Source organism: Candidatus Pelagibacter bacterium nBUS_30 (assembly GCF_051201245.1).
GTDB lineage: Bacteria > Pseudomonadota > Alphaproteobacteria > Pelagibacterales > Pelagibacteraceae > Pelagibacter.
Genome location: NZ_CP172842.1, coordinates 1,017,808 through 1,044,218, shown reverse-complemented (window position 1 = coordinate 1,044,218; position 26,411 = coordinate 1,017,808). Strand labels below are relative to the sequence as shown.

The window sequence follows — 26,411 nt, the reverse complement described above, 5'->3', positions numbered from 1 at the left end:
TTATAAAGTATATCTTAAATATGAAAAATTCTAAATTTATAATTAACAAGCTTGGAAAACTTTTTGAGCAAGGACTAATTTCATCAAAAGACATTAGTTCAGAAATTTTGAATATTTTAAAATCTAAAAGAGACGAAATCGTTTTTAAAATGAAGATTACAAGCAAAGATGAATTTGATGTATTATCTAAGAGAGTTGAAATCTTAGAAAATAAATTGAATGAATCAAAAGTAAAAGTAAAAAAAAGAAAAAAAACTAAATAGGCAAAAAGATTTTAACTCGCAATCCATTCATCTTAGATTTTTCAAGATTTATATTTCCTCCATGTGATCTTATTATATCTGAGGCAATTGATAGTCCAAGGCCAACACTTGATTTAGAATCAGCTCTACCTTTGTCAATTTTATAGAAAGGCTTGAAAACATTTTCATGTTCATCAATATTTATACCAGGACCATCATCATCAACTGTTATAAATAAGTTTGTATCTTTTTTATTAAGTTCAATTCGAATCTTATTTGCATACTTCAAAGCATTATCAATTATATTATTGAGACATCGATTAATTAAATTTTTTCTTCCATTTAAATAAATTCTTGGGACCAACTCCTTTGAAATATTTTCATTTCCATATTTTTCAACAATTTTATCTATTAATTCTGACAAGTTAAACATTTCATCTTTTTCAATATATGATGAACTAGTAAATTGAAGATATTCATTAAGCATTTTTTCCATTTCATTAACATCTTGAGTTAATTTTTTTATTAAATCTTTGTCCTTAATAAAGGCAATTTGCAATTTCATTCTTGTAAGTGGAGTCCTTAAGTCATGACTTATTCCTGACAACATCTCGGTTCTTTGATTTAGATGTCTTAGTATTCTTTTTCTCATTTTATCAAATTCGTATCCTGCTTGTCTAATTTCAAGAGCGCCTGCAGGTTTAAATTCTCCTATATCTTCACCTTTTCCAAATCTTTCAGCTGCGCGTGCAAGATTTGAAATCGGCCTTGTTTGATTTTTTAAAAATATTAGTGAAATAATCACCATGATAATTGCTGGAACTGTAATCCATAGAGCGAATATTCTTGCTGATGAACTTGTAACTCTATCTTTGGATATCAAAAATTTAAAATATCCATTTTGATACTTTATTCTTAAATCAATTAATTCCTTATAACTTGTTGTACTAAACCAGTACTCATTTAAATTAAAGTGAGATTTTAATTCTCTTCTAAGAGTTCTATCAACTGGGCTGAACCATCTTTCATTTAATTTATTTTCAAATTTTTTGTCTTTAATCAATTCCATGTTTAGTTCCAAATATAAAGAAAAAATATTTTTTAACTCATCCTTGTCAATTTTTTCATTATCGTAAACTTCAATAAATGTACTAATTTCATTTATTAATGCTCTAGTCATTCCCTTGTTAGTCTTGATCCAGAGGCTATCAAAAAAAACAATAGTTATTACCAATTGGAGAACTAAAATAGGAGCAGCAACAATTAAAAAAGCTCTATAAAATAAACTTTTAGGTAATATTTTTTTTAAAAAATTACTCAATCCAAAGAACATATCCAGCTCCTCTTATTGTTTGTAAAAATTTAGGTTTTTTTGGATCAATTTCAATTTTTTTTCTTAGTCGAGTTATAATCACATCAATTGATCTTTCTTTATCTAGGTTTATTAATTGACCTATATCCTCTCTTGAAAACGTTTTACCAGGACTATTAATCATTTTTTCCAGAATTGTTTTTTCAGTATTATTAATCTTAAACTCTTTATCATTTTTAATAATTAAAAATTTATTTAAATCAATTTTTACATTCGCAAATTCAACAATTCTTATCTGCTCAGTTTTTATTGTCTTATCTAAAATGTTTTTAATTCTTAGAATCAGTTCTTTTGGTTCAAATGGTTTGGGTAAATAATCATCGGCCCCAATTTCAAGTCCTTCAACTCTTTCGTAGGCCTCTCCTTTTGCAGTCAAAAGAATAACAGGTGTATCTAATTTTTTTTTATTATCTTGGATAAATTCTAAACCACTTTGTCCTGGCATCATTATATCTAAAATTATTAAATCGAACTTTATAATTTTAATCTTTTCCAAAGCATTTTCAGCACTATCTGCAGTTGTAACTAAAAAGTTATTTTCATTAAGGTATTTCTTAACTAACGATCTGATCCCATCATCATCATCAACAACTAAAATATGCGCAATAAATTTATCCATTTATAATTTTGCTCAATACATTATCAAAATTAATCACTTCCTCTGAGTTTGAGTTAAGTAATGCATTGTAAATCCTCTTCTTTTGTAGATTAAAAATTTCATTAAATATTTTTTGTCCTTTTTCATTTAAAAAAACATGTTTAATTCTTGTATCTTGATCGTCTTTTTTAAAATTTATAACTTCTAATTTAATTAAATCTTTAAGTACTCTATTTAAGCTTTGCTTAGTTACCTTTAGTCGTTTCAAGAGCTCTGAAATTGAAATGCCTTGATACATTGATAGTAAATGAATAACTTTATGGTGTGCTAAACCAATTGAATATTTATCCAATACTATCTTTGAGTCTGCAAATGTTTCCCTGTAACTAACAAATAGTTTCTCGATTACATCTTTTAGCTGCTCATCTTTTAAATATAAAAGTTCTTTCATTATAGGTAAGTTATATTGACATATTACAGATACAAAGATATTTTTCAGTTATAATTTAATAAATTTCATACATGATGTCCTACGATAAAAGAGCTGGAAAAATTTGGTATAATAATGAGCTTATAGACTGGGCTGATGCCAAGATACACGTTCTTAACCATGGGCTTCATTATGCTAGCTGTGTTTTTGAGGGAGAGCGTGTTTATGAGGGGTCAATATTCAAATTAGAAGAACATACATCTAGACTTTTTTATTCAGCAAAAAGAATGGGAATGACAATTCCATATACTGAGAAAGAAATAAACGATGCAAGTAATAAAATTATTTCAGTTCAAAATGTAAAAAATGGATATGTAAGACCTACTATTTGGAGAGGTAGTGAAATGATGGCAATTTCTGCACAACAAACAAAAATTCATGTAGCTATAGCAACTTGGGAGTGGGGATCTTATTTTGATCCAAAACTTAAAGTAGAAGGAATTAGATTAAATATTTCCAATTGGAGAAGACCAGCCCCTAATACAATACCTTGGGATACAAAAGCTTCAGGTCTTTATATGATTTGTACTTTATCAAAACATGAAGCTGAAAAACAAGGCTTTACCGATTCTCTTATGCTTGACCATGAAGGTAATATTGCTGAAGCAACAGGAGCAAATATTTTTTTCAAAGACAAAAATGGTGAAATTCATACTCCAATACCAGACTCTTTTTTAGATGGAATAACAAGAAGAACTGTTATTGAAATTGCTAAATCTAAAAATATTAACGTTCATGAAAGAAAAATTAACCCGTCTGAACTTTCTAGTTTTGTTGGATGTTTTTTAACTGGAACTGCTGCGGAAGTGACACCTGTATCATGTATTGCTGAAAATCAATTTAAGGTTTGTGAAACTATAATTGATTTGAATGAAAGCTATCAAGCTTTAGTAAGAAAGAAAAAAGCAGCTTAATCTTTATTATCTTCAGACATTGCGTGATCAATACCTTTGCGCATATAATCATAGCCTGTAAATAAAGTTAAAAATGCAGATAACCAAAGAAGAATAATTCCGATTGTTTGAGCGTTATAGTCTTGGAAACTAATAATTTTATTTCCTGTTTCACCTGACAGCAAAAGAGCTATGGAAACCATTTGTAAAACAGTTTTTAATTTTGCAAGATTTGATACTGGAAGTTTTATTTGTCCTTTAGCTAAAAATTCTCTTAATCCTGAAATTAAAATTTCTCGAGTTAGTATTATAATTGCTGCAATAACTTCATAGTGTCTAATAGTTCCATCCATTACTAATAAGATTAGTGCAGTGGCTACTATTATTTTATCTGCTATTGGATCTAATAACTCACCCAACTTAGACTCTTCGCCAAGCATCCTAGCTAACATTCCATCTAAAAAATCAGTGAAAGATGCAACGATAAATAATATTAGTGCAGTTAAATCTCCATAAAAGCCTGGAAGATAAAAAGCTAAAACAAAAAATGGGACTATAATTATTCGTCCGATTGTTAGAATATTTGGGATTTTTTTAAGCATAATTATTCGTGAAAAAAGTTATATATCTTTTTTGCAACTTTTTCCTCAACACCTTCTACAGATTTTATCTCATCAAAACTAGCAGACTCAACAGATCTAGCAGAGCCAAAATGGTTCAATAAAGCCCTTTTTCTAACAGCACCGATACCATCTATTTGATCCAGCAAAGATTTTGATAATCCTTTGGCTCTTTTGGCTCTATGAGAGGTAATCGCAAATCTATGTGCTTCGTCCCTAAGTCTTTGCATAAAGAATAAAGTTGGATCATTTTTCTCAAATTTATAGCTTTTACCATTATAGAAGAAAGTTTCATCTCCACTATTTCGCATTTTACCTTTTGCTATAGCAATCATTGGGAGATCATGAAGGCCCAACTCATCTAGCACATTTTTCGCTGAAGAATATTGACCCTTGCCACCATCAATTAATATTAAATCTGGTAATGTTAAATAATTTCCTTTCTCTAAAATTGCTCTTTTAAATCTTCTAGATAAAACTTCTTTAAGCATAGCAAAATCATCTTGTTCAGCACCTTTTGTTTTTATATCAAATTTTCGATACCTCTTTTTAACAAAGCCTTCATTACCAAATGTAACCATTGCCCCAACACTGTTGGTCCCTGAAATATGACTATTATCGTAAACCTCAACTAGATTGATAACATTTTTTAGATCAAATTTTTTAGCAACACCCTCAAATAAATTTTTATTATTATTTGTTTCGTAAAGTTTTCTATTTAGAGATTCTTTTGCATTTTTTTCAGCCATGGCCACAACTTTTGCTTTAGTTCCTTTTTTGGTAGTGTTGATAGAGATAGTATTTCCCTCTTTTTTACTCAAAGTTTCTTCTATTAATTTTTTATCTTTAATATCGCTATTGATTAAAACTAATTTTGGAACAGTTTTATTTTCGTAAAATTGCATTAAAAAAGATGACATAATTTCCGAAACATCTTGATCAGGATCATGTTTTGGAAAGTAAGCTTGGTTTCCCCAGTTTTGTTTTGATCTATAAAAAAAAACTTGAATACAAGCTTTACCAGATTCTTTATATCCGGCAATCACATCAGCATCAACTAGGTTTGCTTCATTAATTCTTTGTGAAGATTGAATGATGTTTAGAGATTTTATTCTATCTCTAAAAATTGAAGCTCTTTCAAAATCAAGTTGATCACTCGCAGCTTCCATTTCTTTAGAGAGATTTTTTTGAATATCTCTAGATTTGCCAGAGACAAATTGAATTGCTTGATCAACAGAACTTTTATAATCATTTTTATTTATGTAGCTGACACATGGACCTGAGCACCTTTTTATTTGATAAAGTATACAAGGTCTTTTTCTGTTCTTAAAAGTTCCATCATCGCAGACTCTTAATTGAAAAATTTTTTGAAGCATCTTAATAGTCCAATTAGCAGTGCCTGCAGATGCAAAAGGCCCAAAGTAAAACCCTTCTTTTTCTTTTTTACCTCTATGCTTAGTGACCCTTGGCCACTGTTCTTTTTCACCAATAAATATGAATGGAAATGATTTGTCATCTTTAAGTAAAATATTAAACTTTGGTTTATGTTTTTTGATTAAGTTAGCCTCTAAAAGTAAGGCTTCACTTTCATTTGCAGTCGTTGTGACCTCAAGCTTAAAAGTTTGAGACAACATTCTTTCAGTTCTTATTATGTGGTTTTTCTCCGCCACATAACTTTTCAATCTATTTGGTAAATTTTTGGCTTTACCTACATAAAGAATATCATCTTTATGATTGAGCATTCTATAAACACCAGGGCTTTTAGGAATTAATGGAAGTTCTTTTTTTATTACTTCTTTTCCAAGTTCAGAGCTTTTCATGACTTCTTTTTTTGGTAATTTGAATACCAACTGACGTACATTCTTTTAAAATCTCTAATTTTTCAATTTGAAGCATTATTTTACCAATACGTTTATCTTTAAATAGAATATCAAAAACATCTTCTGCTAGAGTTTCTAAAAAATTATAATGCTTATTTTTTGTTAGTTTTTTTATCAATTTGACTACTTGTCCATAGTTTACAATAGATTTGATGTCCTTATCGCTTGTAGGTTTTTTATCTTCATAATCAATTTCAAGGCTGAACTTTACTTTTTGAGGTTTTTCTTTTTCAAATTCGTAATATCCAAGTTTTAGATCTAAGGTTAATTCTTTAATAAGAATTTTTTTTTCGTAGTTAAATAAACTTTTATTTTTATCTATTTTTACAACTTTTAAATTACTTTTTTTCATTCTTTTCCAATTACATCTGGTGTTTGCCAGTTTAAATTTTGTCCACTATCAATAGCTAATACTTGACCTGTAATAGAACTGTTTTTAATAAAAAAGTCAACAGCATTGCATATTTCTCTAACATCCACCTGTTGCTTTAAAGGTGTAGCTAAATATTGTTTTTTAAAGTGCTTATCTGTTTGTCGTTTATTTTTTATTGTTGGTCCAGGAGCTATACCGTTTACTCTTATGTTAGGAGCCAAACTCATAGCACTAGTTTTTGTTAATGTATAAAGTCCAGTTTTACTTAATGTGTATGAAGTAAAAAATGGAGTTAGTTTAAAAACTCTTTGGTCGATAATGTTTATAATATTATTATTTTTACCTTTTATATTTTTTGCAAATTCTTTTGTTAAGAAAGCAGGGGCTTTTAAGTTCACATTTAAATGATTATCCCAACTTTTAGATGTAAAATTTTTTAAATTATCATTTTCAAACAATGAAGCGTTATTAATTAAACAATCAAAGTATTTTAATTTTGATTTTGCAAACTTAATAATTTTTTTTAAATCATTTTCTTTGGATAGATCTCCTTTAATCAACCAAACTTTTGTTTTATTTTTCTTTAGTTCTTTTTGTAATTTTTCAGCATTTAATTTCGATTTATTATAATGAATAACAATTTCCACATTTGGACCTGATAGCTTTTTAGCAATCGCAGCACCCATTCTAGTTGCTGCTCCTGTTATAATTATTTTGTTTGCTTCCACTTTTTTTTACCTTTTTGCGCTCTTGTTCCTGGAAGACCCATAGTTGATCTACCTTTTGGATACATTTTATTATTTGAACTATATTTTTTTACTTTTGGATTTAAAGTAATTTCTAGCTCAGATGCCTCAAGTTTTCTTATTTCGTCCCTAATTTTTGCAGCTTCTTCAAACTCAAGGTTTGTTGCTGACTCTTTCATTCTTTTATTCAGGGCTTTTAGGTGTTTCTTAAGATTGCCACCAATATTTTCATCAGTTCCAACTTTTACATAATCTTTCTCATAAACGCTTTCAAGCACATCTCCAATTTCTTTTTTTATACTTGTTGCACTGATGTTATGTTTTTTGTTGTAAGCTACTTGAATAGTCCTTCTTCTATCTGTTTCTTTAATTGCATTTTTAATACTTTTTGTTTCCTTATCCGCATAAAGAATAACTTTACCTTCTAGATTTCTTGCAGCTCTCCCAATAGTTTGAACCAAAGAAGTCTCAGATCTTAGAAAGCCTTCTTTATCTGCATCTAAAATTCCAACTAATGCACATTCTGGAATATCAAGTCCTTCTCTAAGTAAATTAATTCCAACTAATACATCAAATACTCCAAGCCTTAGATCTCTCATGATTTCAATACGCTCTAGGGTATCGATATCAGAGTGCATGTATCTAACTTTGATACCATTTTCGTGAAGATACTCAGTTAAATCTTCAGCCATCTTTTTAGTTAAAGTAGTGACTAGTACTCTAAAGTTATTGTTAATTACTTTCACGCACTCATGCATTAAGTCATCAACTTGGTTTTTTGCAGGTCTTATTTCAACAGGTGGATCAATTAATCCTGTTGGTCTAATTATTTGTTCGACAAATTTATTTTTTGTTTGTTTTAATTCCCATGGCCCTGGTGTAGCTGATACAAAAACTGTTTGAGTTCTCATTGCATCCCATTCTTCAAATTTAAGTGGTCGGTTATCCATACAAGAAGGTAATCTAAAGCCATACTCTGCAAGATTACTTTTTCTTGATCTATCACCTTTATACATTCCATTTAATTGAGGAACAGTTACGTGACATTCATCAACAAAAATTAAAGTATTATCTGGAAAATATTCAAACAATGTAGGAGGGGGCTCTCCAGGTTTTCTTCCAGATAAAAATCTTGAATAGTTTTCGATTCCAGCACAAGATCCAGTTGCTTCAATCATTTCTAGATCAAATTTAGTTCTTTCTTCTAATCTCTGTGCTTCAAGTAATTTATTTTGTTCTTTAAATTTTTTTAAAGTTGCCTCTAGCTCTCTTTTAATTTTAATTATTGCTTGTTCAATAGTTGGTTTGGGTGTGATGTAGTGACTATTTGCATAAACTTTAATTACATCAAGTTCACTGACTAAATCTCCTGTTAAAGGATCAAACTCTTCTATTTTTTCTAATTTGTCTCCAAATAAACTTAATCTCCAAGCACGATCTTCTAGGTGTGAAGGAAAAATTTCAAGATATTCTCCTCTGGCTCTAAAAGTTCCTCGATAAAAATTTTGATCATTTCTTTTATATTGGAGTGCTACTAAAGATTTTATTAATTCTTCTCTGTTGTAATCATAATTAGTCTTTAAACTTAAAGTCATCTTACTATAAGCCTCAACAGATCCTAGACCATAGATACAAGAAACACTTGATACAATAATTACATCATCTCTCTCTAGTAATGATCTTGTTGCTGAGTGACGCATTCGATCGATTTGTTCATTAATTGATGCTTCTTTTTCAATATAAGTATCTGATCGTGGAACGTATGCTTCTGGTGTGTAATAATCATAATAAGATACAAAATATTCAACGGCGTTATTTGGAAAAAAAGATTTCATTTCTCCATATAGTTGAGCTGCTAGAGTTTTATTAGGTGCAAGAATTAGCGCTGGTCTGTTAGTCTTTTCAATAACTTTCGCCATTGTAAAAGTTTTTCCAGATCCAGTTACACCTAGTAAAACCTGACTTAACTGGTCTTTATTTGCACCATTAACCAATTGTTTTATAGCCTCAGGTTGGTCACCAGCAGGTTTGAAGTCAGTTTTCATCTGGAACTTTTTACCACCCTCAAGTTTAGGGCTTATCGCAGGATTTTTATTCTGCACAGCTGTAATTAAATCTTGATAAGTGTTCTGCATTATTTATAAAACTAGTAGATTAAAATTATATTTCAATGAGCATAATATCAGACAGTTTAAAAAAAATTAAACCATCACCAACGATTGCTGTAACTCAAAAAGCGAGAGAATTAAAGGCTGCTGGTAAAGATGTAATAGGCCTTGGAGCAGGAGAACCAGACTTTGATACTCCGGAGAATATCAAACAAGCTGCAATTAAAGCAATTAATGATGGAGACACTAAATATACTGCAGTTGACGGAACCCCAGCTTTAAAAAAAGCAATAGTAGAAAAATTCAAAAAAGAAAATAATCTAGAATACACAACTGACCAAGTAACAGTTGGGGCAGGTGGAAAACATGTAATCTATAACGCAATGATGGCAACTCTCAATGAAGGAGATGAGGTTATTGTTCCAGCACCTTATTGGGTTTCTTATCCTGATATGGTTTTATTGGCAGGTGGAACTCCGATTATTTTAGAGTGCAACGAAAAACAAGGATTTAAGATTAATCCAGCTGAATTAGAAAAGTCTATAACTCCAAAAACTAAATGGATTATATTAAACTCACCTTCAAATCCAACTGGCGCTTGTTATACGGAGGAAGATATTCGAGAGATTGCAAAAATTTTAGAAAAACATTCTCATGTTCATATTTTAAGTGATGATATCTATGAGCACGTTACTTATGAAGGTTTTAAATTTTTTACTATTGCTCAAATTGATAGTTTAAAAGAGAGAGTGCTTACCATGAATGGTGTAAGTAAAGCTTATTCAATGACTGGTTGGAGAATAGGATATGCAGCTGGTCCAAAAGACATCATTAAAGCAATTGCTAAAATTCAATCACAATCAACAACTAACCCATCTTCAATTAGCCAAGCAGCTGCAGTTGAAGCATTAGTTGGAACTCAAGATTTCATAAAAGAAAGAGCAACTTCTTTTCAAGAGAGAAGAGATTTTGTTGTTAAAGCATTAAATGAAATTGATGGAATTGAATGTTTAAATCCAGACGGTGCATTTTATGTTTTTCCAAGTTGCAAAGGTTTAATGGGCAAAAAAGATTCAAATGGAAATGAATTGAAAACGGATACTGATTTTGTTCAATCTTTATTAGAGAACAGTGGTATAGCAGTTGTTCAAGGTTCCGCATTTGGCTTAGAAGGTTTCTTTAGAATTTCTTATGCTACTTCAATGGAAAACCTTAAAAAAGCTTTAGAAAAAATTTCTTCTTTTTGTAAAAGTCTAAACTAAACCAAGTCTAATTACAGAATTTCCAGCATCTACAATACTATCTTTTGCAGGTTTAAATTTGATACCCAGTAAATCTTCAGAATATGAAGTATCTGTCTGCATTAGAATTCCTAATTCAGGTACCATAAGTTTTGCAGATGAGTCCAAGTAACTAATTAGCTTTAACATAAAGTTTGGCATTTCTTTTTTTGGTAGTTTTTTTGCGTATTGTGGAAATGCTTCTTGCATAATTTTAGAAATCTCAAGCATTTTTTTAACTTCTGAACCAATCAACAAACGTCTGCCATTTACTTTAGAATTTTTTAATGAAAGTACATGTGCTTTTGCCACATCTTTTACATCAGAAATTAATATTCCAAAATTTGGGGCCATTGGATATTTTCCTTTAAGGAAAAGTTGAACATATTTAGTTGATGTATTTTCTTTATCATCTAATGCATCACCATTAACACCACCTGGATTAATTACAGTTAATTTATCTTTCAATCCTTTGCTTTCCATTAATTCCCAGGCAACTTTTTCAGCTTTAGTTTTAGATATAATATAATCGTTAGAACCACTCCATTCAGTATCTGACCAATCGTTTTCTCCGACATTGTAAGGGTTGGTTCTATTGGGTCTTTTAAACATTGCGGCTATTGATGATGTTAGAACTATCTTTTCAACGTTAGCCTCTATACCCGCATTTAAAACTCTCAAAGTTCCCCCTTTAGCAGCTGGAACTAAAGCTTCTCTATTTCTTGAACTTTTCATGGGATAAGGAGAAGCAGTATGTATAATATATTTACAGTCTTTTGCAGCCTCATTCCAACCTTCATCTTTTAAAAGATCCAATTCAACAAATGATAATTTATCTGTTGAAACATATTCGCTTATAGTTTTTTTAGTTTTCTCTAATGAATTTTGACTTCTAACAGTTCCCAAAACTTCATATCCAGAATTTAATAATTCAATTGCTATATGTTTCGCTATCCAGCCACTTATTCCAGTAAGTAGTACTTTATCAGTCATTTTGTTCTCCATTGGTTTGTATTAAGTTTTAAAAGTTCTTATCAGTGAGATAAAAATTTTTCAGCTTCAAGCGCAGCCATACAGCCCATCCCCGCAGCTGTTACAGCTTGTCTAAAAGTTTTGTCTTTAACATCTCCAGCAGCATAAACTCCAGGGACATTAGTTTCTGTAGAATCTGGTTTAGTTAATAAATAACCCTCTTTATCCATATCTAATTGTTCTTTAAATAAAGCTGTTGCTGGATCATGTCCAATCGCAATAAATAACCCATCAATCTTCATTTCTTGAATATCGTTAGTTTTTAAATTCTTAACTTTAATTGCTTTAACATTTTTAGGATCATTATCTCCGATAACTTCATCAACAGCACTATCCCAAATAATTTCAATTTTTTTATTTTCCATTAATTTTTTTTGAAGCATCTTTTCAGCTCTTAGTTCATCTCTTCTATGAATTAATTTAACTTTTGATGCAAATTTTGTAAGAAACATTGCTTCTTCAACAGCAGCATTACCACCACCGACAACTGCAACTTCTTTATCTTTAAAGAAAAAACCATCACAAGTAGCACAGGCTGAAACTCCAAAACCTCTGAATTCTTGTTCTGATTTTAAATTTAACCATCTAGCTTGAGCGCCTGTAGAAATTATAATGCTATCTGCTGTATATTTTTGACCACTATCACCAACGGCTTCAAATGGTTGTGATTTTAAATTTACTGATGAGATATGATCTTCAATCATTTCTGTTCCAACAGCTTTAGCTTGATCTTTCATTTGATCCATTAACCATGGACCTTGAATTACATCTGCAAAACCTGGAAAATTTTCAACATCAGTTGTTGTTGTCAATTGTCCACCTGGTTGAACACCATAAACCAAAATTGGATTTAACATTGCACGTGCCGCATAGACTGCTGCAGTGTATCCGGCAGGACCAGATCCTATTATTAACACTTTTGTGTGTTTTGTTGGATTTTGACTCATATGGAAGCTATATAGTGATTAATGACTAAATTAAAAGGCATATTATTAACTCAAGGAATGCATGGCATGATTAGTCAGGTAGAAGGTTTGGCAAAAGCTTTAGATATCGATTTTACACACCACACAGTTGAACCAAATAGTTTTTGGAAATTGATGCCACCTAAGCTGACACCCATTTCACAAAATGTGTATAAAAAAATTAATCAAGATGACTTTGATGTGATTATATCTTGTGGACGTAAAAGTGTTATCCCATCAATTCATTTAAAAAATAAAGCTAATAAAAAAGTATTTAATATTCATATTCAAGATCCAAAAGTAGATTTAAATCATTTTGATTTTATAGTAGCTCCAGAGCACGATGCATTAGAAGGCAAAAACGTTATCAGTACAAAAGGGGCAATTCATTATCTTACAGAAAATGAAATAAGTGAAAATAAAGATTATCTAAAATCATTAATTAAAAATGATGAAAGAAAAGTTTGGACTTTAATCTTAGGAGGGCCAACAAAGTATTACGATTATTCTACAAAAAATATGAAACATATTTTTACAATGTTATATAAATTATTAAAAAAACATGATTTCCAACTGGTTGTAATTCCATCAATGAGAACACCAATAAACACAATTCATTATGCTAAAGAATTTTTTGGAGATAATCATACAGTTATAATGGATGTCGATAAAAAAGCTTACTTGTCAGCTCTAGCACTTGCAGAGAATATTGTAGTTACATGCGACTCTAGTTCAATGATATCTGAGGCAGCTTTAACTGGAAAACCTATTTATGTAGCTAATATTTTGCCTAAAAAAAATGACAAAAGATTTCAAAGATTTAGAAATTTATTTAGAGAATTAAATATAACTAGAATTTTAGGTGAAGAGATTGAAAATTGGAACTATCAAAAATTAGACGAAACGAATAGAGTAGCAAGTATTATCAAACAAAAAATTAATTCATAATGTCACTTTTAGATTCAATTCAAAATCAATCAAAGAAACATGAATTTCCTTTTGATCACTGGGAATATAATAATGCTCTGTCTGATGCAGCCATTGAGGAAATTATTAAAGCAGATATTCCAGATGTAAGTAAACATAATCTTAATTATGATGGAACAAGAGCAATAGATGGTGGTGCTGCTGAGTTTAGAGAGGGGATAGCTTCAGGTGGAGAGGCAATAAAATTTAGATGTTTTGTAACAAAAGAAAATGAAAAACAATTTCCAAATTTGGTAAAATTTATTAACGAACTTCAATCTAAAGAAGTGCATCAAACTATTTCAAAAATGATCAATAAAAATTTATCAAACTCATATGTAAGAGTTGAAGTTATTTGTGATCGAGAGGGATTTTGGTTAAAACCTCATTGTGATATTAAAGAGAAACTAATGTCAGGACTAATATTTGTTAATAATGCTAACGAGTCAGAGGAGCTTGGAACAGATTTCTATAATGATAAATTAGAAAAAGTTAAAACAGTTCCTTACAAAAATAACTATGGATACATGTTTACCAGTGGTCCAAACACTTGGCACGGTATGGAAAAAAAGAAAATAGTTAAAGAAAGACGTTGTATTCAGGTAAATTATGTTACCTTTGAAACAGACTGGAAAGTTTTATAATTTAATTAAAGCTCTTTATTAGCAGTCAATATTTTATCTATTTTAATAAAAGTTCTCCACCCATCTGAATTTACAATATTTTTTTTATATTTTTCTTTTACCAAATCAAATGAAGAATTAAATCTTGGTAGCTCAACAATTTCACAGCTATTGTTTTCGGCAATATCAACAGCTTTATTTGTAAGTTGTAGATAAACTTTTTTTTCTAAAACAGGACTTGAAGAAATTAAATTTTCTACAACTAAACATTTAGAAAATTCTTTTTTAGCATTTTTAGAAAAGCCTTTATTTATAATGTCTTGCATTGAGTAAATTAGCAAACCAACATTGTACAAAGAATTATTTTTTGCAACCAAGATACCGTTCGACTCTTGTTTTAGAACTAATCTAATATAACTTTTTAATCTGTCTAACCCCCAAGATGGAAATTCTTCAGCTAATAAAGGTAAGATACCCATTAAGCTCAAGTCACTATCTTGAAATCTTGAAATATTGAGACCTGGCAGATTGTTCGTATTATTTGTACTAAGCACATTTAGTATCTATCCTAAATTTAAAAGAACTATTTGATCTGGATCAATAACAATTTATACTTTGTTTATATATTTTAGTATGCAGTCAGCACAATTAAATAAAGAATTTAACGAAAAGAGCAGATGCTCAGAGTGTAATATTAGACCATACTCATTTTGCAGATGTCTTCAGGAGGAAAAGCTTAAAGAATTTTCAAATATTTCATCAGAGAAAAAATTTGAAAATAAATCAAATATTTTCTTGCAACAGGATGATGCAAAAAATATTTATAATATTACTGAAGGGAATGTTAAAATTTATCAATTAATTGATGATGGTCGTATTCAGATAATAGGTTTTCTTTACCCTGGAGATTTTTTTGGTTCTTATAAAAATGGTAAATACAATTATTGTGCAGAAGCTATTGGCCAGGTGCATGTATGTGTTTTTGAACAGAAAAAACTAGATGAATATATTGATAAAAATATGGTTCTTGCAAAAGAACTTTTAAATCAAACATCTCATGAATTAACACTGGCTCAAGATAGAATGGGTGTTCTTGGAAAACTAGATGCTACAGAGAGACTTGCTAAGTTTTTAATGAATATTTCTGATCAAAGAAAAAGAATTGGCTGGCAAAACAATCCGATAAGTTTACCAATGACAAGACAAGATATAGCTGATTACCTAGGTTTAACAATTGAAACAGTGAGTAGAGAAGTTTCTAAATTAAAAACTTCAAACATAGTTAAAGTCTTATCTTCTAAGCAAATCTATATTAACGATTTCGATAAATTATCCAATCTTTCAAAATAAATTAAATAGCCTCAGCATTTAACTGAGACTATTCATAATATTATTGCCTGCTAGTAATTGGTATTTCCTCAACATATTTTGGCAAAGGTTTTTCTTCTCTTAACTTAATTGATAATAAACCTTTTTCCATGATTGCCTCTTTGACCTTTATATCCTTGCTTATAATAAAGCTGGCACAGATATTTTCTTTTTCAACACCTTTATACAGATATTCTTTATCATCTTTTTCAATTTTATTATTTGAAGAAGACTTTATTATAAGAACATTATCTTCAACACTAACTTTGACATTTTTTTTATCAATACCAGGTAATGCAACTTCAATGTTGTAGTCTTGTTTTCCTACTTTCGTAATATTGTAGCCACCTCTGTTAGTTTCAAAAGCATCCATTTCTCTATGATGAATATCTTCAAAATGTTTAAACATATCATCAAAACCAACTGAAAAAGGTTTTAACGAGTCTATAATTGATAGTGATTTCATTTTTCTCCTTTCTATTAATTTAAACTAACAAAACATGAAAAAAAAAATTTGGTTTAAATCAAAATTATGAATTATTGATTTTGATCAAAACTGATATTTTTTGATGCATATCAGTGCAAAAATTAATCATAAAAATATATTTGTAACGAAAGGAGTAATAATGAACTACATGTTAAATAACAGACCTTATCACGGTAAGGCTAATATTGCGATTGCAATGATGTTCATTGCATTTGCGGTTATGTTGATTGCTGTTTATATGCCAGAATTTACTTCTAATCTTAAGACTGGAGTAGGCGGTACTGGTTTAGATTACAATCAAATACCATAATATAAAAAATAGATGGGTCCGGACCCCAATGTTAGTTTTGATTTAAATCAATATCAAATTTTTAAAAACATCTATTTTACAATTATGAAAATACATAATCTTGTAAAAACTTTGATACTAGCCATAGCTATAAGTTCTTTAATTACTTTTGCTACTATACTGATTTCACCATATCTTTTCTAAGATAGGCCCCACCATTTCAGAGACAATGTTGATACTCTATAGGGTAGATACATGGTGAGACCTACTTATTTGTAACAGAATAAATCTTAATATTTTTGATTCACATCAACTTTTTCTTTTTAAATTTCTTTAAAAAAAAATCATGCCAATTAAAGATCTAGTTTATAAAGTTCCAGGTTTATCATTTGATGTTAATAGACTGGTTGACACTTATAGAGAAATCAAAAGAAAAAAAGAATTTGATCAAGGTGATGGGTCAGTGTCACATATTGATAGTATTTCTCTTAATAAAATTCCAGGTAATGATGATAGTACATCTGGAAAATATTCATGGGGACTTTATTGGACGAAACCAGATAGTTCAGGTCAAGAGGTGGCTAGAGCAGATTATATAGAGGAAAATAATTTCACAGAGTTTTTACCAGAGTTTGAAAACACATATTTTAAATTTGTTTACGATATATTATCTCGAAGATTCGCCTTAGGAAGAACTCGAATATTAAAAAAAGGACCAAGATCAACTTTGAGTTGGCATAAAGATCCAGAGCCAAGGTTACATATTCCAATTATTACTAATCCAGGATGTAGATTTGTAATTGAAGACAGATCTTTTCATTTACCTGCAGATGGAGGTGTATGGATAGTTAATGCAAAAAAATACCATAATTTTTTTAATGGTGGAGAAGAGGACAGAATACATTTAGTAGCAACACTTCCACATAGTAAATTATTTACTAAAAGAAAATACACTTACAATCAACTGTGGGATCAATGGGTGAGCTAGATTTAAATTTTTTATTAAACTTTTTAGCATGGCTAATCATAGCCAACTTCTTATTTATAACTTTTCGAGTATTTATATTTGGAAGTTTTCCTAAAAGTTTTATTTATAAAATACATCATTCATTCTTTAAAGTTTCACATAAAGATTTTGCAAAAGCACATTACAAAGGCATCATTCTCCATGTAACCTTAACAGTTTTTTTTGTTTTGATTCCTTATATTGTTTTAAGATATTCAATTTAATCTCATAAAATTTTTATCCACCTAACGTTTGACACAAATCAAATTATAAAAACTTTGATCAAGATCAAATAAAATTTTGAATCAGTCTTTAAGGTAATATTTATGGATACAAAAAATTATATATCTATCTTTATCTCTTTAATATTAATTTCAATTACAGTACAGGCAAAAATATGAATACAAAAAAATATATATCTATCTTTATCTCGTTAATATTAATTTTAATTACGTTACAGGCAAAAAGTGGTGAAGCAGATAAGCTTCCTGTAGTAATTCAGGAGCTGGTGCCAGCACCAGCAGTTCCAGCTCATAACATAGTTGCAAAAGGGGGACCTAAAGTAATTAAAGTGAGAATGAGTATTACAGAAAAAGTCATCACTATTGATAAACAAGGAACAAAGTTCAGAGTTTTTGCCTTTAACGATAGTGTTCCAGGGCCACTTATCGTTGCTCATGTTGGAGATTATATTGAGTTAACATTAGTCAATCCTAAAAAAAATAACTTTGAGCACAACTTAGATTTTCATGCAGCAACAGGTGCTTTAGGTGGAGGAGGTCTTACACATATTTTACCAGGTGAAGCAGTAATACTAAGATGGAAGGCAACTAAACCAGGGGTATTTGTTTATCACTGTGCACCAGGTGGTGCCATGGTGCCTTGGCACGTTGTTAAAGGAATGAATGGTGCTGTTATGGTTTTACCAAGAGATGGATTGAAAGACAGAGAGGGAAATCCAATCAAATATGACAAAGCATTTTACATTGGAGAACAGGATTTTTATCTTCCAAAAGATGATAATGGAAATTACAAGGAATATATTCACCCAGGTGATGGTTTTAGTGATGTTTTAGAAGTGATGAAAACATTAACACCTACTCATGTAGTATTTAATGGATCAGAAGGTGCTTTAGAGGGAGATAACGCTTTGACTGCAAAAGTAGGTGAAACGGTAATGTTTATCCACGCACAAGCAAATAGAGATACACGACCTCACTTAATTGGTGGACATGGTGATTATGTATGGCCAAACGGATCGTTTAATGATCCTCCAAGAACTAATTTAGAAACTTGGTTTGTACCAGGAGGTGCAGCTGGAGCAATGGTTTATAAATTTAGACAACCAGGAACTTATGTTTATCTAAATCACAATCTTATTGAAGCGTTTATTTTGGGCGCAAAAGCTGAGGTGAAAGTAACAGGTAAATGGAATAATGATTTAATGGAACAACTAATGGAGCCTACAAGAATTGCAGATTAATAATATGTATGTATCCGATAAAAGCTTAAATGAAAGTATAACGCTAGAAAAAATATCAAAATTACAAAATGAAAACAAATATCTCAAAGATGAAATGGATGAAGAATCACAAAAGTTTATACAAACTATAAGTGTTCTTAAAAGAGAGATTGAGTTTTATAAAAATAATACTGATATTTTAAATAGGGAAATTAAAAATCTAAAAAAAACACAAAGGAGAAAACTGTTTACATCATGAAAAAATATATATTAATACTTTTTTTAATATTTTCTAATTACGCGATGAGTGAAGAAATAAATATTAAAATGTTAAATAAGCTAGATAAAGAAAGAATGGTTTATTCTAAAAAGATTATCAATATTAATGTTGGTGACAAAGTTTTTTGGGAATCAACAGACAAGGGCCATAACGTTGAATTTATAAAAGGTGGCGTACCTGATGGTGTAGAAAAATTTAAATCTAGATTAAATGAAGATGTAAGTTATGAATTTACTATTCCAGGTATTTATGCCTATTGGTGCACTCCTCATAAGAGCTTAGGAATGATAGGGTTTGTTATCGTTGGTGATGATAGATCTAATTTAGACTTGATTAAAAAAATAAGATTTTTTGGACAGTCTAAAAAATTAGCTCAAACATTAATTGATCAAATATAAAAATGGCACAAACAGTAAAAAATAATTCTGATATATCTAAGCTCTCAAATAAAAGTGGATTAATGACTGGAGATCCAATTTATAAACCCTTTAGATATCCTTGGTGTTATGATGCTTGGCTAACACAACAAAGAATTCATTGGCTACCAGAGGAAGTTCCGTTAGGAGATGACGTAAGAGATTGGCAAAAAGTAATTTCCGCTTCAGAAAAAAATTTATTAAAACAGATATTCAGATTTTTTACACAAGCAGATGTTGAGGTGAATAACTATTATATGGGTCACTGTATGAATGTGTTTAAACCGACAGAAGTGAAAATGATGTTGTCTGTATTCTCTGCGATGGAAACAGTTCATATTGCTGCCTATTCTCACTTATTAGACACAATAGGTTTGCCTGAGACAGAATATTCTGAATTTTTAAAGATTAAAGCTATGAAGGATAAATATGATTACCTTCAAAAATGTGATGTGAATTCACTGCATAATATTGCAAAAACACTGGCAATATTTAGCGCTTTTACTGAGGGCGTTCAACTATTTGCTAGTTTTGCAATTTTACTAAACTTTCCACGTCATAATAAAATGAAAGGAATGGGACAAATCATAACTTGGTCAGTGAGAGACGAAACTTTGCACTGCAATTCAATGATAAGATTATTTCAGGAGTTCATTAAGGAAAATAAAGAAATTTGGACAGATAAATTAAAAAATGAGATTTATGAGGCTTGTAGAATAGCAGTATTACAGGAAGATGCCTTCATAGATGTTTCGTTTGAAATGGGACCGCTTGAAAATCTAAAAGCTCAAGAGGTAAAAGATTATATAAGATGGATTGCAGACAGAAGACTTGTTCAATTAGGACTTGATAGAATTTATAATATCAAAAAAAACCCATTAACTTGGTTAGACTCAATATTAAATGCCGTTGAGCATATGAACTTTTTTGAAGGTAGATCTACAGAATATTCAAAAGCTGCAACTCAAGGTACATGGCAGGAAGCTTTTGAAGATCTAAAATCACCTTATTTTGATTTACTAGAAAAAAATAAGGTTATTGGTGAAACAGAATTTTTTAAACCTAAACATTAGTGAGAAAACAATATGCTAAATAAAACTGAGATAAAAGATAAACCAATATGTGAAAATTTTTCGGAATACAATGATGTTAGAAAGAATTTAAATAATGCTTTATCAATTAAAGACCCATTCAATCACTGGGCATTTGATAAAGTTCTATCAAAAGATTTAGTAGATAAATTTCTTAAACTTCCAATTGATCCACCAGTTATAAATTCTTATTCGGGTAAAAGAGAAAGCAACAATAAATCACGAATATTTTTTAATAATGAAAATTGTAAAAAATACGATTGCATGGAAGAGATTGCAGAAATTTTTAATAGTGATGGAATAATTAATACGTTAAGTTCAATTTGTAGTCAAGAATTGTCTAAAGGAAAACTTCGTATTGAGTATACATTGGACACAGGTGATTTTTGGTTAGAACCACATTTAGATATTAAAGAAAAAATGTTAACATTCTTAATTTATCTTTCAAGTGATACAAACACGTATGCAAAAGATTGGGGAACTACAATTTATAATAAAGATTTAACATTCAATTCAAAAGTACCCTATAAGCAGAATACAGGATTTATGTTTGTTCCGGGTAAAGACACTTGGCATGGGGTACCTAAACAATATATTTTTGGAGTTAGAAGGAACTTGATTATAAATTATGTATCAAATGATTGGAAAAGTACTAGTGAACTTTATAAACAAAATTAAAATTATTTTTTACAATTACATTCTTTAACAAGAAAGAAATGAATTAATGCCATTGAGAACCACATCCAAGTCATTTCATTGATAAAGAATAAAGTGTTGCTATGAGATAGCATTGCTCCCTGGTTAATATCTTTCCACAAAAATATAATTCCAAGAAATAAAAAAATAAGACCTGAGTAACTTGTTTTCATCAATTTCTATCTAATAAATCTAAATATTGTCAAAAAGCTATGTTTTAGGCCAATAATTTTCTATTAGTTTCTTGTCTATAAGCTGCCTGTTTTTTTTCATTATCAAGTAAACCAAATTTTTTACGAAAGATTTCTCTCTCTTTCTCAAACTGTCGTTTAATTGAATAATGTAAAATTGAAAAACTTATAAGTGTAAAAATATATGCAGACCAAATATAAATTCCATAACCATTTAGATATAATATTTCATTAATCATATTATTTTTTAACCTTTTTTTTTAAATAAAGATTGATCTGCATCAAATCTAATAAAAAATAAAAAAGATATATCTTTTTAATGATCAACTATAATGATGAGATAGTTAAAAAATTTACTATTGCATCTATATTTTGGCTTGTAGCAGGATTAGCAGCAGGTTTACTAATTGCTTTTCAGATGGTTTTCCCATCATTAAATTTTGAACCATTATTAACATTTGGTAGATTGCGCCCTTTACACACTTCTGCTGTAGTATTTGCCTTTGGTGGAAATGTATTATTTGCAACAAGTTATTTTGTAGTTCAAAGAACTTGCCAAACTAGATTATCAGGTGATGGATGGGCAAATTTTACATTTTGGGGATACCAGGCATTTATTTTAATGGCTGGTTTAGGATATCTATTTGGAGTTACTCAAGGTAAAGAATATGCTGAACCAGAATGGTATGCTGATTTATGGTTAACAATAGTTTGGGTAATATATTTAATAATTTATTTAGTTACACTTACAAAAAGAAAAGAACCTCACATTTATGTAGCTAATTGGTTTTTTCTTGCTTTCATAGTTACAGTTGCAGTTCTACATTTGGTTAATGGTGTTTCTATTCCAGTATCATTGTTTGGTGCAAAAAGTTATCCGTTATGGGGAGGTGTTCAAAGTGCAATGATCCAATGGTGGTATGGACATAATGCCGTAGGATTCTTTTTAACAGCTGGATTTCTTGGAATGGTTTATTATTTTATTCCAAAAAGAGCTAATCGACCAATTTACTCATACAGATTATCTATTTTACATTTCTGGTCTTTAATTTTTTTATATATTTGGGCGGGTCCCCATCATTTACATTACACAGCCTTACCAGATTGGGCTCAAACATTGGGCATGACTTTTTCAATTATGCTTTGGATGCCTAGTTGGGGTGGAATGATAAATGGTATGATGACGTTATCTGGAGCGTGGTACAAACTTCGAGAAGACCCTGTTTTAAAATTTATGATAATTTCTCTAGCATTTTATGGGATGAGTACTTTTGAAGGTCCTTTAATGTCTATTAAAGAAGTTAATGCTTTAAGTCATTATACTGACTGGACTATTGGCCATGTTCACTCAGGCACATTAGGTTGGGTAGCATTTATTAGTTTTGGTGTAATTTATTATTTGTTTCCAGTTTTATGGAATAAAAAAAATCTTTACTCACTAAGATTAGTTAATATTCATCTTTGGATTTCCACTATTGGTATTGTTTTTTATATATCTTCAATGTGGGTATCAGGAATTATGCAGGGTTTGATGTGGAGAGCTTACGATAATCTTGGGTTTTTAGAGTATTCTTTTGTTGAAACGGTTATGGCGATGAAGCCATTTTATCTAATTAGAGGTATTGGCGGAGTTTTATTCTTTATTGGAGTTTTGATCATGATTTACAATTTAATCAAAACTTTAGAGATACCCAGCATAAATAAATCAACAATTTCTCAAAAGGCTCAAATCCAATGATGGAAAAACATAAAAAATTAGAAAAAAACTCAATTCTATTATTAATTTTTACAGTTATAGCTGTTTCAATTGGGGGCATAATTGAAATTGTTCCACTTTTTAGATTGGAAACTACAATTGAACCAATCAAAGGTGTTAGACCTTATACACCCTTAGAACTTAAAGGATTTAATATTTATTTAAGAGAAGGTTGCTATACGTGCCACAGTCAACAAATCAGACCATTACGAGATGAAGTTGAACGTTACGGGCATTATTCTTTAGCAGCAGAAAGTATGTATGATCACCCATTTCAATGGGGATCAAAAAGAACAGGGCCAGACCTTGCACGTTTAGGAGGTAAGTATTCTGATGAGTGGCATGTAGAACATTTAATCAAACCTCAAAATGTAGTTCCAGAGTCGATTATGCCTAGCTACAAACATTTAAGCAATCGAGTTTTAAACTTTGATGATATGGGAAAACATTTGAAAGCATTAAAGATTACAGGTGTTCCTTACACAAAAGAGATGATTGAAAATGCCTCAAAGGATGGTCTTGCACAATTAAGACCAGAAACAGAATTGGCAGAAAATTTAAGAAATAGATATGGAGAAAAAGTAAATATCAGAAATTTTGATGGCAACGAAAATATACCCACAGAATTAGATGCATTGATTTCTTACCTTCAAGTCTTGGGAAGTATGGCAGATATAAAAAATTATGACCCCCAAATAGTTGAAGAGGTAAAAAAATGATAGGTTTTATTTCTGACAATGCAGGTGTTTTAGGTTTAGTCATTTTTTTCTCTATTTTTTCAATAGTTGTTATTTGGTTATTTAATCCAAATTTTAAGAAAAAAATTGAGTCACATAAATTTATACCAATTAAAAATGAAAAAGTAATCTATGTCCGAAAAAAATAATAATAAAGAGATTGATAAAATAACAGGCCAAGAAACTACTGGACATGAGTGGGATGGTTTAAAAGAATTAAATACACCTGCGCCAAGGTGGTGGATATGGGTATTTATAGTTACAGTAATTTGGTCAGTTGGTTATTGGATTGTTTATCCTTCTTGGCCAACTTTAACTGGAAGCGGTTATCGTGGAGGGACAGTTGGAATACTAGATTGGACTCAATACAAAAAATTAAGAGATAATCAAAAAGAAATATTAGACATTAGAGAAAATTATAAAGAGTTTTTTAAAGCAACTTCATTTGACGAAATACTTAAAGATAAAAAATCTTATACTTATGCAGTAGCAGGAGGTAAAGCGGCATTTAGAGATAATTGTGCAACATGTCATGGATCAGGTGCTGCTGGAGCGAAGGGATATCCTAATTTAAACGATGATGATTGGTTATGGGGAGGAAACGTTGAACAAATTTATTCATCCATAAAATATGGTATTCGATCTGGTCATGATGAAGGTAAATATTCTGAAATGCCAGAGTTTGCAGAAGTTTTAAATGATGAGCAAATTAATGAGTTGGCTGAATACATCTTATCTCTTAATGAAAACAATAACCAATCAAGTGAAAATACCTTATTTGCTGATAATTGTGCCGCTTGTCATGGAAACGATGGTGAAGGAATTCAAGATTTGGGCGCTCCTAATTTGAGAGATAATATTTGGTTTTATAGTAGTGGCGATAAATCGAGCATTATTTCTCAAATTAAAAAGCCAAAACATGGAATTATGCCAGCTTGGGAGGATCGTTTAGATGACCCAACTATAAGAATGCTAGCTTTATATATTCATTCACTATCAGCGTCACAATAAGACATTAATTATGCAAGAAAGTTTGGAAAAAAATCCACTACGTTTGTTTTCTGAGCAAAAAATCATCTTTCCAAAAAGAGTTTGGGGAAAATTTAGAAAAATAAAATGGATTATTATGACTTGCACATTGTTTGTTTATTATTTTGCTCCTTGGATAAGATGGGATAGAGGTCCACAGATACCAAATCAAGCAATATTAATTGATATGCCGAATAGAAGAGCATACTTTTTTTTCATTGAGATATGGCCACAGGAAATCTATTTCTTAACTGGAATATTAATATTCTTAGCAGTAGCATTATTTTTAAGCACAAGCCTTGTAGGGCGTGCCTGGTGTGGTTATGCGTGTCCACAAACTGTTTGGACTGATTTATTTGTTTGGGTGGAAAGAATTTTTCAAGGAGATCGTAACTCTAGAATGAAATTAAGTAATGCACCGATCAGTTTTAACAAAATATGGAGAAAACTATCAACTCATATAGCTTGGATCGTAATTGCAATATTAACTGGAGGTGCTTGGGTTTTTTATTTTAATGATGCACCAACATTATTAGAACAAATTATAAATTTTGATGTTCCTTGGTCTGTTTTAAGCTGGATTGTAGTTTTAACTTTTTCAACTTATTTGATGGCTGGTTTTGCAAGAGAGCAGGTTTGTACTTATATGTGTCCCTATGCTCGGTTTCAGTCAGCAATGTTTGATAGGGATACATTAATTATAAGTTATGATGAATTTAGGGGAGAGCCAAGAGGAAAACATAAAGCCGGTGATAGTTGGGAGAACAAAGGTCACTGTATTAATTGTACAGAATGTATTCAAGTTTGTCCTATGGGCATTGATATAAGAAAAGGTCTGCAAATGGAATGTATTGCCTGTGGTTTGTGTATAGATGCATGCAATAAGATTATGAAGAAAATTAATCTACCAGCAGGATTAATTAGATATGACACAGAAAAAAATAAAGGTAGACGTTTTAGAAATGAAAAAGAAAAAAAAGGTCTATTAAGAGGACGTACATACAGCTATTTATCAATCCTTCTTATTTTAAGTGTCGCAATTCTTTATACACTGTTGAATAGATCAATTTTAGAACTTAATGTTTTGCATGATAGAAATCCATTATTTGTAAAACTTTCAAATGGTCAAATAAGAAATAGTTATGATATTAAAATTCTCAACAAATCATTTAAAAGTAAGAAATATTCACTCTCTATTGAAGGTCTAAAAAATTCAAAAATTAAAATTCAAGGTATAGAAAGTTTATCTTCTAACAACTTACCTGTTATGGCTAATAGTGTTGGTCATTATCGTATTTTTCTTATAGCGGATAAAAATATAGAGGTTCGGAAAAAAGTAATTTTCAATATTAAAGAATTAGATGATGAAATATCGGACACAGTAGAAAACATATTTATTAGTGGGAAATATTAGT

33 protein-coding genes are annotated in these 26,411 nt (G+C 30.2%); 19 read left to right on the top strand and 14 right to left on the bottom strand.

Annotated elements, in window-relative coordinates; translation table 11 throughout:
* Positions 1-20 precede the first annotated feature (20 nt).
* Positions 21-263 (top strand): hypothetical protein, encoded by a 243-nt coding sequence (locus ACIJYE_RS05670; protein WP_435089877.1) that lies wholly within the window; start codon positions 21-23, stop codon positions 261-263.
* On the opposite strand, the gene ACIJYE_RS05665 is transcribed toward ACIJYE_RS05670, so the two are convergent.
* The 3 genes from ACIJYE_RS05665 to ACIJYE_RS05655 are packed head-to-tail and all read right to left on the bottom strand — an operon-like array spanning position 256 to position 2,663.
* Positions 256-1,575, bottom strand: a complete 1,320-nt coding sequence (locus ACIJYE_RS05665) for an ATP-binding protein (RefSeq protein WP_435089876.1) — start codon at positions 1,573-1,575, stop codon at positions 256-258. The two genes, ACIJYE_RS05670 and ACIJYE_RS05665, sit on opposite strands and share 8 nt — an antisense overlap.
* Positions 1,556-2,233, bottom strand: coding sequence for a response regulator (locus tag ACIJYE_RS05660; protein ID WP_435089875.1), 678 nt, complete (start codon positions 2,231-2,233; stop codon positions 1,556-1,558). Before ACIJYE_RS05660 ends, ACIJYE_RS05665 begins: the two co-directional genes overlap by 20 nt.
* Positions 2,226-2,663, bottom strand: a complete 438-nt coding sequence (locus ACIJYE_RS05655; RefSeq protein ID WP_435089873.1) for a MarR family winged helix-turn-helix transcriptional regulator — start codon at positions 2,661-2,663, stop codon at positions 2,226-2,228. Before ACIJYE_RS05655 ends, ACIJYE_RS05660 begins: the two co-directional genes overlap by 8 nt.
* A 71-nt stretch (positions 2,664-2,734) precedes the next feature.
* Between ACIJYE_RS05655 and ACIJYE_RS05650 the strand changes: the two genes are divergently transcribed.
* A complete protein-coding gene (locus ACIJYE_RS05650; protein ID WP_435089871.1) occupies positions 2,735-3,616 on the top strand; it encodes a branched-chain amino acid aminotransferase in 882 nt (293 codons plus the stop codon).
* Here the strand turns inward: ACIJYE_RS05650 and pgsA are convergent.
* Genes pgsA through uvrB form a run of 5 tightly spaced genes read right to left on the bottom strand, consistent with a single transcriptional unit; the run spans position 3,613 to position 9,349 of the window.
* Positions 3,613-4,197: a CDP-diacylglycerol--glycerol-3-phosphate 3-phosphatidyltransferase gene (gene pgsA, locus ACIJYE_RS05645; RefSeq protein WP_435089870.1), complete on the bottom strand. Its 585-nt coding sequence runs from the start codon at positions 4,195-4,197 to the stop codon at positions 3,613-3,615. The two genes, ACIJYE_RS05650 and pgsA, sit on opposite strands and share 4 nt — an antisense overlap.
* 2 nt (positions 4,198-4,199) lie before the next feature.
* Positions 4,200-6,035 carry an excinuclease ABC subunit UvrC gene (gene uvrC, locus ACIJYE_RS05640; RefSeq protein ID WP_435089869.1) on the bottom strand — a complete coding sequence of 612 codons (1,836 nt, stop codon included), beginning with the start codon at positions 6,033-6,035 and terminating at the stop codon, positions 4,200-4,202.
* The gene (locus ACIJYE_RS05635) at positions 6,022-6,447 is read right to left on the bottom strand and encodes a dihydroneopterin aldolase (protein WP_435089868.1); all 426 of its coding nucleotides are present in this window, start codon (positions 6,445-6,447) and stop codon (positions 6,022-6,024) included. The genes uvrC and ACIJYE_RS05635 overlap by 14 nt, the downstream gene beginning before the upstream one ends.
* Positions 6,444-7,196 carry an SDR family oxidoreductase gene (locus ACIJYE_RS05630; RefSeq protein WP_435089867.1) on the bottom strand — a complete coding sequence of 251 codons (753 nt, stop codon included), beginning with the start codon at positions 7,194-7,196 and terminating at the stop codon, positions 6,444-6,446. The genes ACIJYE_RS05635 and ACIJYE_RS05630 overlap by 4 nt, the downstream gene beginning before the upstream one ends.
* Complete coding sequence (gene uvrB / locus ACIJYE_RS05625) at positions 7,178-9,349, bottom strand: excinuclease ABC subunit UvrB (RefSeq protein ID WP_435089866.1); 2,172 nt, start codon at positions 9,347-9,349, stop codon at positions 7,178-7,180. Before uvrB ends, ACIJYE_RS05630 begins: the two co-directional genes overlap by 19 nt.
* A gap of 35 nt (positions 9,350-9,384) precedes the next feature.
* On the opposite strand from uvrB, the gene ACIJYE_RS05620 reads away from it, so the two are divergent.
* On the top strand, positions 9,385-10,584 hold the full coding sequence (locus ACIJYE_RS05620; protein WP_435089864.1) for a pyridoxal phosphate-dependent aminotransferase: 1,200 nt from the start codon (positions 9,385-9,387) through the stop codon (positions 10,582-10,584).
* Here the strand turns inward: ACIJYE_RS05620 and ACIJYE_RS05615 are convergent.
* Positions 10,576-11,595, bottom strand: coding sequence for an NAD-dependent epimerase/dehydratase family protein (locus ACIJYE_RS05615; protein ID WP_435089863.1), 1,020 nt, complete (start codon positions 11,593-11,595; stop codon positions 10,576-10,578). The genes ACIJYE_RS05620 and ACIJYE_RS05615 overlap by 9 nt on opposite strands.
* A 41-nt stretch (positions 11,596-11,636) precedes the next feature.
* Positions 11,637-12,581 carry a thioredoxin-disulfide reductase gene (gene trxB, locus ACIJYE_RS05610; RefSeq protein ID WP_435089861.1) on the bottom strand — a complete coding sequence of 315 codons (945 nt, stop codon included), beginning with the start codon at positions 12,579-12,581 and terminating at the stop codon, positions 11,637-11,639.
* 21 nt (positions 12,582-12,602) lie between these two features.
* Between trxB and ACIJYE_RS05605 the strand changes: the two genes are divergently transcribed.
* Together ACIJYE_RS05605 and ACIJYE_RS05600 are read left to right on the top strand one after the other, a co-directional pair.
* Positions 12,603-13,547, top strand: coding sequence for a mitochondrial fission ELM1 family protein (locus ACIJYE_RS05605; RefSeq protein ID WP_435089860.1), 945 nt, complete (start codon positions 12,603-12,605; stop codon positions 13,545-13,547).
* Positions 13,547-14,209, top strand: a complete 663-nt coding sequence (locus ACIJYE_RS05600; RefSeq protein ID WP_435089859.1) for a hypothetical protein — start codon at positions 13,547-13,549, stop codon at positions 14,207-14,209. Before ACIJYE_RS05605 ends, ACIJYE_RS05600 begins: the two co-directional genes overlap by 1 nt.
* 5 nt (positions 14,210-14,214) lie before the next feature.
* On the opposite strand, the gene ACIJYE_RS05595 is transcribed toward ACIJYE_RS05600, so the two are convergent.
* On the bottom strand, positions 14,215-14,742 hold the full coding sequence (locus ACIJYE_RS05595; RefSeq protein WP_435089858.1) for a hypothetical protein: 528 nt from the start codon (positions 14,740-14,742) through the stop codon (positions 14,215-14,217).
* A 79-nt stretch (positions 14,743-14,821) separates the two neighbouring features.
* On the opposite strand from ACIJYE_RS05595, the gene ACIJYE_RS05590 reads away from it, so the two are divergent.
* On the top strand, positions 14,822-15,538 hold the full coding sequence (locus tag ACIJYE_RS05590) for a Crp/Fnr family transcriptional regulator (protein WP_435089856.1): 717 nt from the start codon (positions 14,822-14,824) through the stop codon (positions 15,536-15,538).
* Between the two features lie 40 nt (positions 15,539-15,578).
* Here the strand turns inward: ACIJYE_RS05590 and ACIJYE_RS05585 are convergent, their stop codons facing one another.
* Complete coding sequence (locus ACIJYE_RS05585; protein ID WP_435089854.1) at positions 15,579-16,022, bottom strand: Hsp20 family protein; 444 nt, start codon at positions 16,020-16,022, stop codon at positions 15,579-15,581.
* A gap of 103 nt (positions 16,023-16,125) precedes the next feature.
* On the opposite strand from ACIJYE_RS05585, the gene ACIJYE_RS05580 reads away from it, so the two are divergent.
* The 8 genes from ACIJYE_RS05580 to ACIJYE_RS05545 all read left to right on the top strand — a co-directional run bounded on the left by ACIJYE_RS05580 (position 16,126) and on the right by ACIJYE_RS05545 (position 21,265).
* Entirely contained in the window at positions 16,126-16,353 is a 228-nt protein-coding gene (locus tag ACIJYE_RS05580; RefSeq protein ID WP_435089853.1) for a hypothetical protein, read from the top strand.
* A gap of 325 nt (positions 16,354-16,678) precedes the next feature.
* Positions 16,679-17,320, top strand: a complete 642-nt coding sequence (locus ACIJYE_RS05575) for an aspartyl/asparaginyl beta-hydroxylase domain-containing protein (protein ID WP_435089852.1) — start codon at positions 16,679-16,681, stop codon at positions 17,318-17,320.
* Positions 17,308-17,562, top strand: coding sequence for a DUF6868 family protein (locus ACIJYE_RS05570; protein ID WP_435089851.1), 255 nt, complete (start codon positions 17,308-17,310; stop codon positions 17,560-17,562). Before ACIJYE_RS05575 ends, ACIJYE_RS05570 begins: the two co-directional genes overlap by 13 nt.
* 173 nt (positions 17,563-17,735) lie before the next feature.
* Positions 17,736-18,821 (top strand): copper-containing nitrite reductase, encoded by a 1,086-nt coding sequence (nirK, locus tag ACIJYE_RS05565; RefSeq protein ID WP_435089850.1) that lies wholly within the window; start codon positions 17,736-17,738, stop codon positions 18,819-18,821.
* 4 nt (positions 18,822-18,825) lie between these two features.
* On the top strand, positions 18,826-19,059 hold the full coding sequence (locus ACIJYE_RS05560; RefSeq protein ID WP_435087880.1) for a hypothetical protein: 234 nt from the start codon (positions 18,826-18,828) through the stop codon (positions 19,057-19,059).
* Entirely contained in the window at positions 19,056-19,478 is a 423-nt protein-coding gene (locus ACIJYE_RS05555; RefSeq protein WP_435089849.1) for a plastocyanin/azurin family copper-binding protein, read from the top strand. The genes ACIJYE_RS05560 and ACIJYE_RS05555 overlap by 4 nt, the downstream gene beginning before the upstream one ends.
* A 2-nt stretch (positions 19,479-19,480) precedes the next feature.
* On the top strand, positions 19,481-20,569 hold the full coding sequence (locus ACIJYE_RS05550) for a ribonucleotide-diphosphate reductase subunit beta (protein WP_435089848.1): 1,089 nt from the start codon (positions 19,481-19,483) through the stop codon (positions 20,567-20,569).
* Positions 20,570-20,581: 12 nt separating this feature from the next.
* Positions 20,582-21,265: a 2OG-Fe(II) oxygenase gene (locus ACIJYE_RS05545; protein WP_435089847.1), complete on the top strand. Its 684-nt coding sequence runs from the start codon at positions 20,582-20,584 to the stop codon at positions 21,263-21,265.
* 2 nt (positions 21,266-21,267) lie between these two features.
* Here ACIJYE_RS05545 and ACIJYE_RS05540 read toward each other — a convergent pair whose 3' ends face one another.
* Complete coding sequence (locus ACIJYE_RS05540; protein WP_435089845.1) at positions 21,268-21,456, bottom strand: hypothetical protein; 189 nt, start codon at positions 21,454-21,456, stop codon at positions 21,268-21,270.
* Positions 21,457-21,500: 44 nt separating this feature from the next.
* The gene (locus ACIJYE_RS05535; RefSeq protein WP_435089843.1) at positions 21,501-21,713 is read right to left on the bottom strand and encodes a heme exporter protein CcmD; all 213 of its coding nucleotides are present in this window, start codon (positions 21,711-21,713) and stop codon (positions 21,501-21,503) included.
* Between the two features lie 80 nt (positions 21,714-21,793).
* Between ACIJYE_RS05535 and ccoN the strand changes: the two genes are divergently transcribed.
* From ccoN to ccoG, 5 genes are read left to right on the top strand one after another with little or no spacing between them, the layout of a single operon-like run.
* Complete coding sequence (gene ccoN / locus ACIJYE_RS05530) at positions 21,794-23,212, top strand: cytochrome-c oxidase, cbb3-type subunit I (protein WP_435089842.1); 1,419 nt, start codon at positions 21,794-21,796, stop codon at positions 23,210-23,212.
* Positions 23,209-23,949, top strand: coding sequence for a cytochrome-c oxidase, cbb3-type subunit II (gene ccoO, locus ACIJYE_RS05525; RefSeq protein ID WP_435089840.1), 741 nt, complete (start codon positions 23,209-23,211; stop codon positions 23,947-23,949). Before ccoN ends, ccoO begins: the two co-directional genes overlap by 4 nt.
* Complete coding sequence (locus ACIJYE_RS05520) at positions 23,946-24,116, top strand: hypothetical protein (protein WP_435085403.1); 171 nt, start codon at positions 23,946-23,948, stop codon at positions 24,114-24,116. Before ccoO ends, ACIJYE_RS05520 begins: the two co-directional genes overlap by 4 nt.
* Positions 24,100-24,978: a cytochrome-c oxidase, cbb3-type subunit III gene (gene ccoP, locus ACIJYE_RS05515; RefSeq protein WP_435089838.1), complete on the top strand. Its 879-nt coding sequence runs from the start codon at positions 24,100-24,102 to the stop codon at positions 24,976-24,978. Before ACIJYE_RS05520 ends, ccoP begins: the two co-directional genes overlap by 17 nt.
* 10 nt (positions 24,979-24,988) lie before the next feature.
* Positions 24,989-26,410 (top strand): cytochrome c oxidase accessory protein CcoG, encoded by a 1,422-nt coding sequence (gene ccoG, locus ACIJYE_RS05510; protein WP_435089836.1) that lies wholly within the window; start codon positions 24,989-24,991, stop codon positions 26,408-26,410.
* The last annotated feature ends 1 nt before the right edge of the window (position 26,411 follow it).

Coding starts and splice junctions, on each gene's coding strand:
- ACIJYE_RS05670 (WP_435089877.1), top strand. CDS start 21: ATGAAAAATTCTAAATTTATAATTAACAAGCTTGGAAAACTTTTTGAG.
- ACIJYE_RS05665 (WP_435089876.1), bottom strand. CDS start 1,575: ATGTTCTTTGGATTGAGTAATTTTTTAAAAAAAATATTACCTAAAAGT.
- ACIJYE_RS05660 (WP_435089875.1), bottom strand. CDS start 2,233: ATGGATAAATTTATTGCGCATATTTTAGTTGTTGATGATGATGATGGG.
- ACIJYE_RS05655 (WP_435089873.1), bottom strand. CDS start 2,663: ATGAAAGAACTTTTATATTTAAAAGATGAGCAGCTAAAAGATGTAATC.
- ACIJYE_RS05650 (WP_435089871.1), top strand. CDS start 2,735: ATGATGTCCTACGATAAAAGAGCTGGAAAAATTTGGTATAATAATGAG.
- pgsA (WP_435089870.1), bottom strand. CDS start 4,197: ATGCTTAAAAAAATCCCAAATATTCTAACAATCGGACGAATAATTATA.
- uvrC (WP_435089869.1), bottom strand. CDS start 6,035: ATGAAAAGCTCTGAACTTGGAAAAGAAGTAATAAAAAAAGAACTTCCA.
- ACIJYE_RS05635 (WP_435089868.1), bottom strand. CDS start 6,447: ATGAAAAAAAGTAATTTAAAAGTTGTAAAAATAGATAAAAATAAAAGT.
- uvrB (WP_435089866.1), bottom strand. CDS start 9,349: ATGCAGAACACTTATCAAGATTTAATTACAGCTGTGCAGAATAAAAAT.
- ACIJYE_RS05620 (WP_435089864.1), top strand. CDS start 9,385: ATGAGCATAATATCAGACAGTTTAAAAAAAATTAAACCATCACCAACG.
- ACIJYE_RS05615 (WP_435089863.1), bottom strand. CDS start 11,595: ATGACTGATAAAGTACTACTTACTGGAATAAGTGGCTGGATAGCGAAA.
- trxB (WP_435089861.1), bottom strand. CDS start 12,581: ATGAGTCAAAATCCAACAAAACACACAAAAGTGTTAATAATAGGATCT.
- ACIJYE_RS05605 (WP_435089860.1), top strand. CDS start 12,603: ATGACTAAATTAAAAGGCATATTATTAACTCAAGGAATGCATGGCATG.
- ACIJYE_RS05600 (WP_435089859.1), top strand. CDS start 13,547: ATGTCACTTTTAGATTCAATTCAAAATCAATCAAAGAAACATGAATTT.
- ACIJYE_RS05590 (WP_435089856.1), top strand. CDS start 14,822: ATGCAGTCAGCACAATTAAATAAAGAATTTAACGAAAAGAGCAGATGC.
- ACIJYE_RS05585 (WP_435089854.1), bottom strand. CDS start 16,022: ATGAAATCACTATCAATTATAGACTCGTTAAAACCTTTTTCAGTTGGT.
- ACIJYE_RS05580 (WP_435089853.1), top strand. CDS start 16,126: ATGCATATCAGTGCAAAAATTAATCATAAAAATATATTTGTAACGAAA.
- ACIJYE_RS05575 (WP_435089852.1), top strand. CDS start 16,679: ATGCCAATTAAAGATCTAGTTTATAAAGTTCCAGGTTTATCATTTGAT.
- ACIJYE_RS05570 (WP_435089851.1), top strand. CDS start 17,308: ATGGGTGAGCTAGATTTAAATTTTTTATTAAACTTTTTAGCATGGCTA.
- nirK (WP_435089850.1), top strand. CDS start 17,736: ATGAATACAAAAAAATATATATCTATCTTTATCTCGTTAATATTAATT.
- ACIJYE_RS05560 (WP_435087880.1), top strand. CDS start 18,826: ATGTATGTATCCGATAAAAGCTTAAATGAAAGTATAACGCTAGAAAAA.
- ACIJYE_RS05555 (WP_435089849.1), top strand. CDS start 19,056: ATGAAAAAATATATATTAATACTTTTTTTAATATTTTCTAATTACGCG.
- ACIJYE_RS05550 (WP_435089848.1), top strand. CDS start 19,481: ATGGCACAAACAGTAAAAAATAATTCTGATATATCTAAGCTCTCAAAT.
- ACIJYE_RS05545 (WP_435089847.1), top strand. CDS start 20,582: ATGCTAAATAAAACTGAGATAAAAGATAAACCAATATGTGAAAATTTT.
- ACIJYE_RS05540 (WP_435089845.1), bottom strand. CDS start 21,456: ATGAAAACAAGTTACTCAGGTCTTATTTTTTTATTTCTTGGAATTATA.
- ACIJYE_RS05535 (WP_435089843.1), bottom strand. CDS start 21,713: ATGATTAATGAAATATTATATCTAAATGGTTATGGAATTTATATTTGG.
- ccoN (WP_435089842.1), top strand. CDS start 21,794: ATGATCAACTATAATGATGAGATAGTTAAAAAATTTACTATTGCATCT.
- ccoO (WP_435089840.1), top strand. CDS start 23,209: ATGATGGAAAAACATAAAAAATTAGAAAAAAACTCAATTCTATTATTA.
- ACIJYE_RS05520 (WP_435085403.1), top strand. CDS start 23,946: ATGATAGGTTTTATTTCTGACAATGCAGGTGTTTTAGGTTTAGTCATT.
- ccoP (WP_435089838.1), top strand. CDS start 24,100: ATGTCCGAAAAAAATAATAATAAAGAGATTGATAAAATAACAGGCCAA.
- ccoG (WP_435089836.1), top strand. CDS start 24,989: ATGCAAGAAAGTTTGGAAAAAAATCCACTACGTTTGTTTTCTGAGCAA.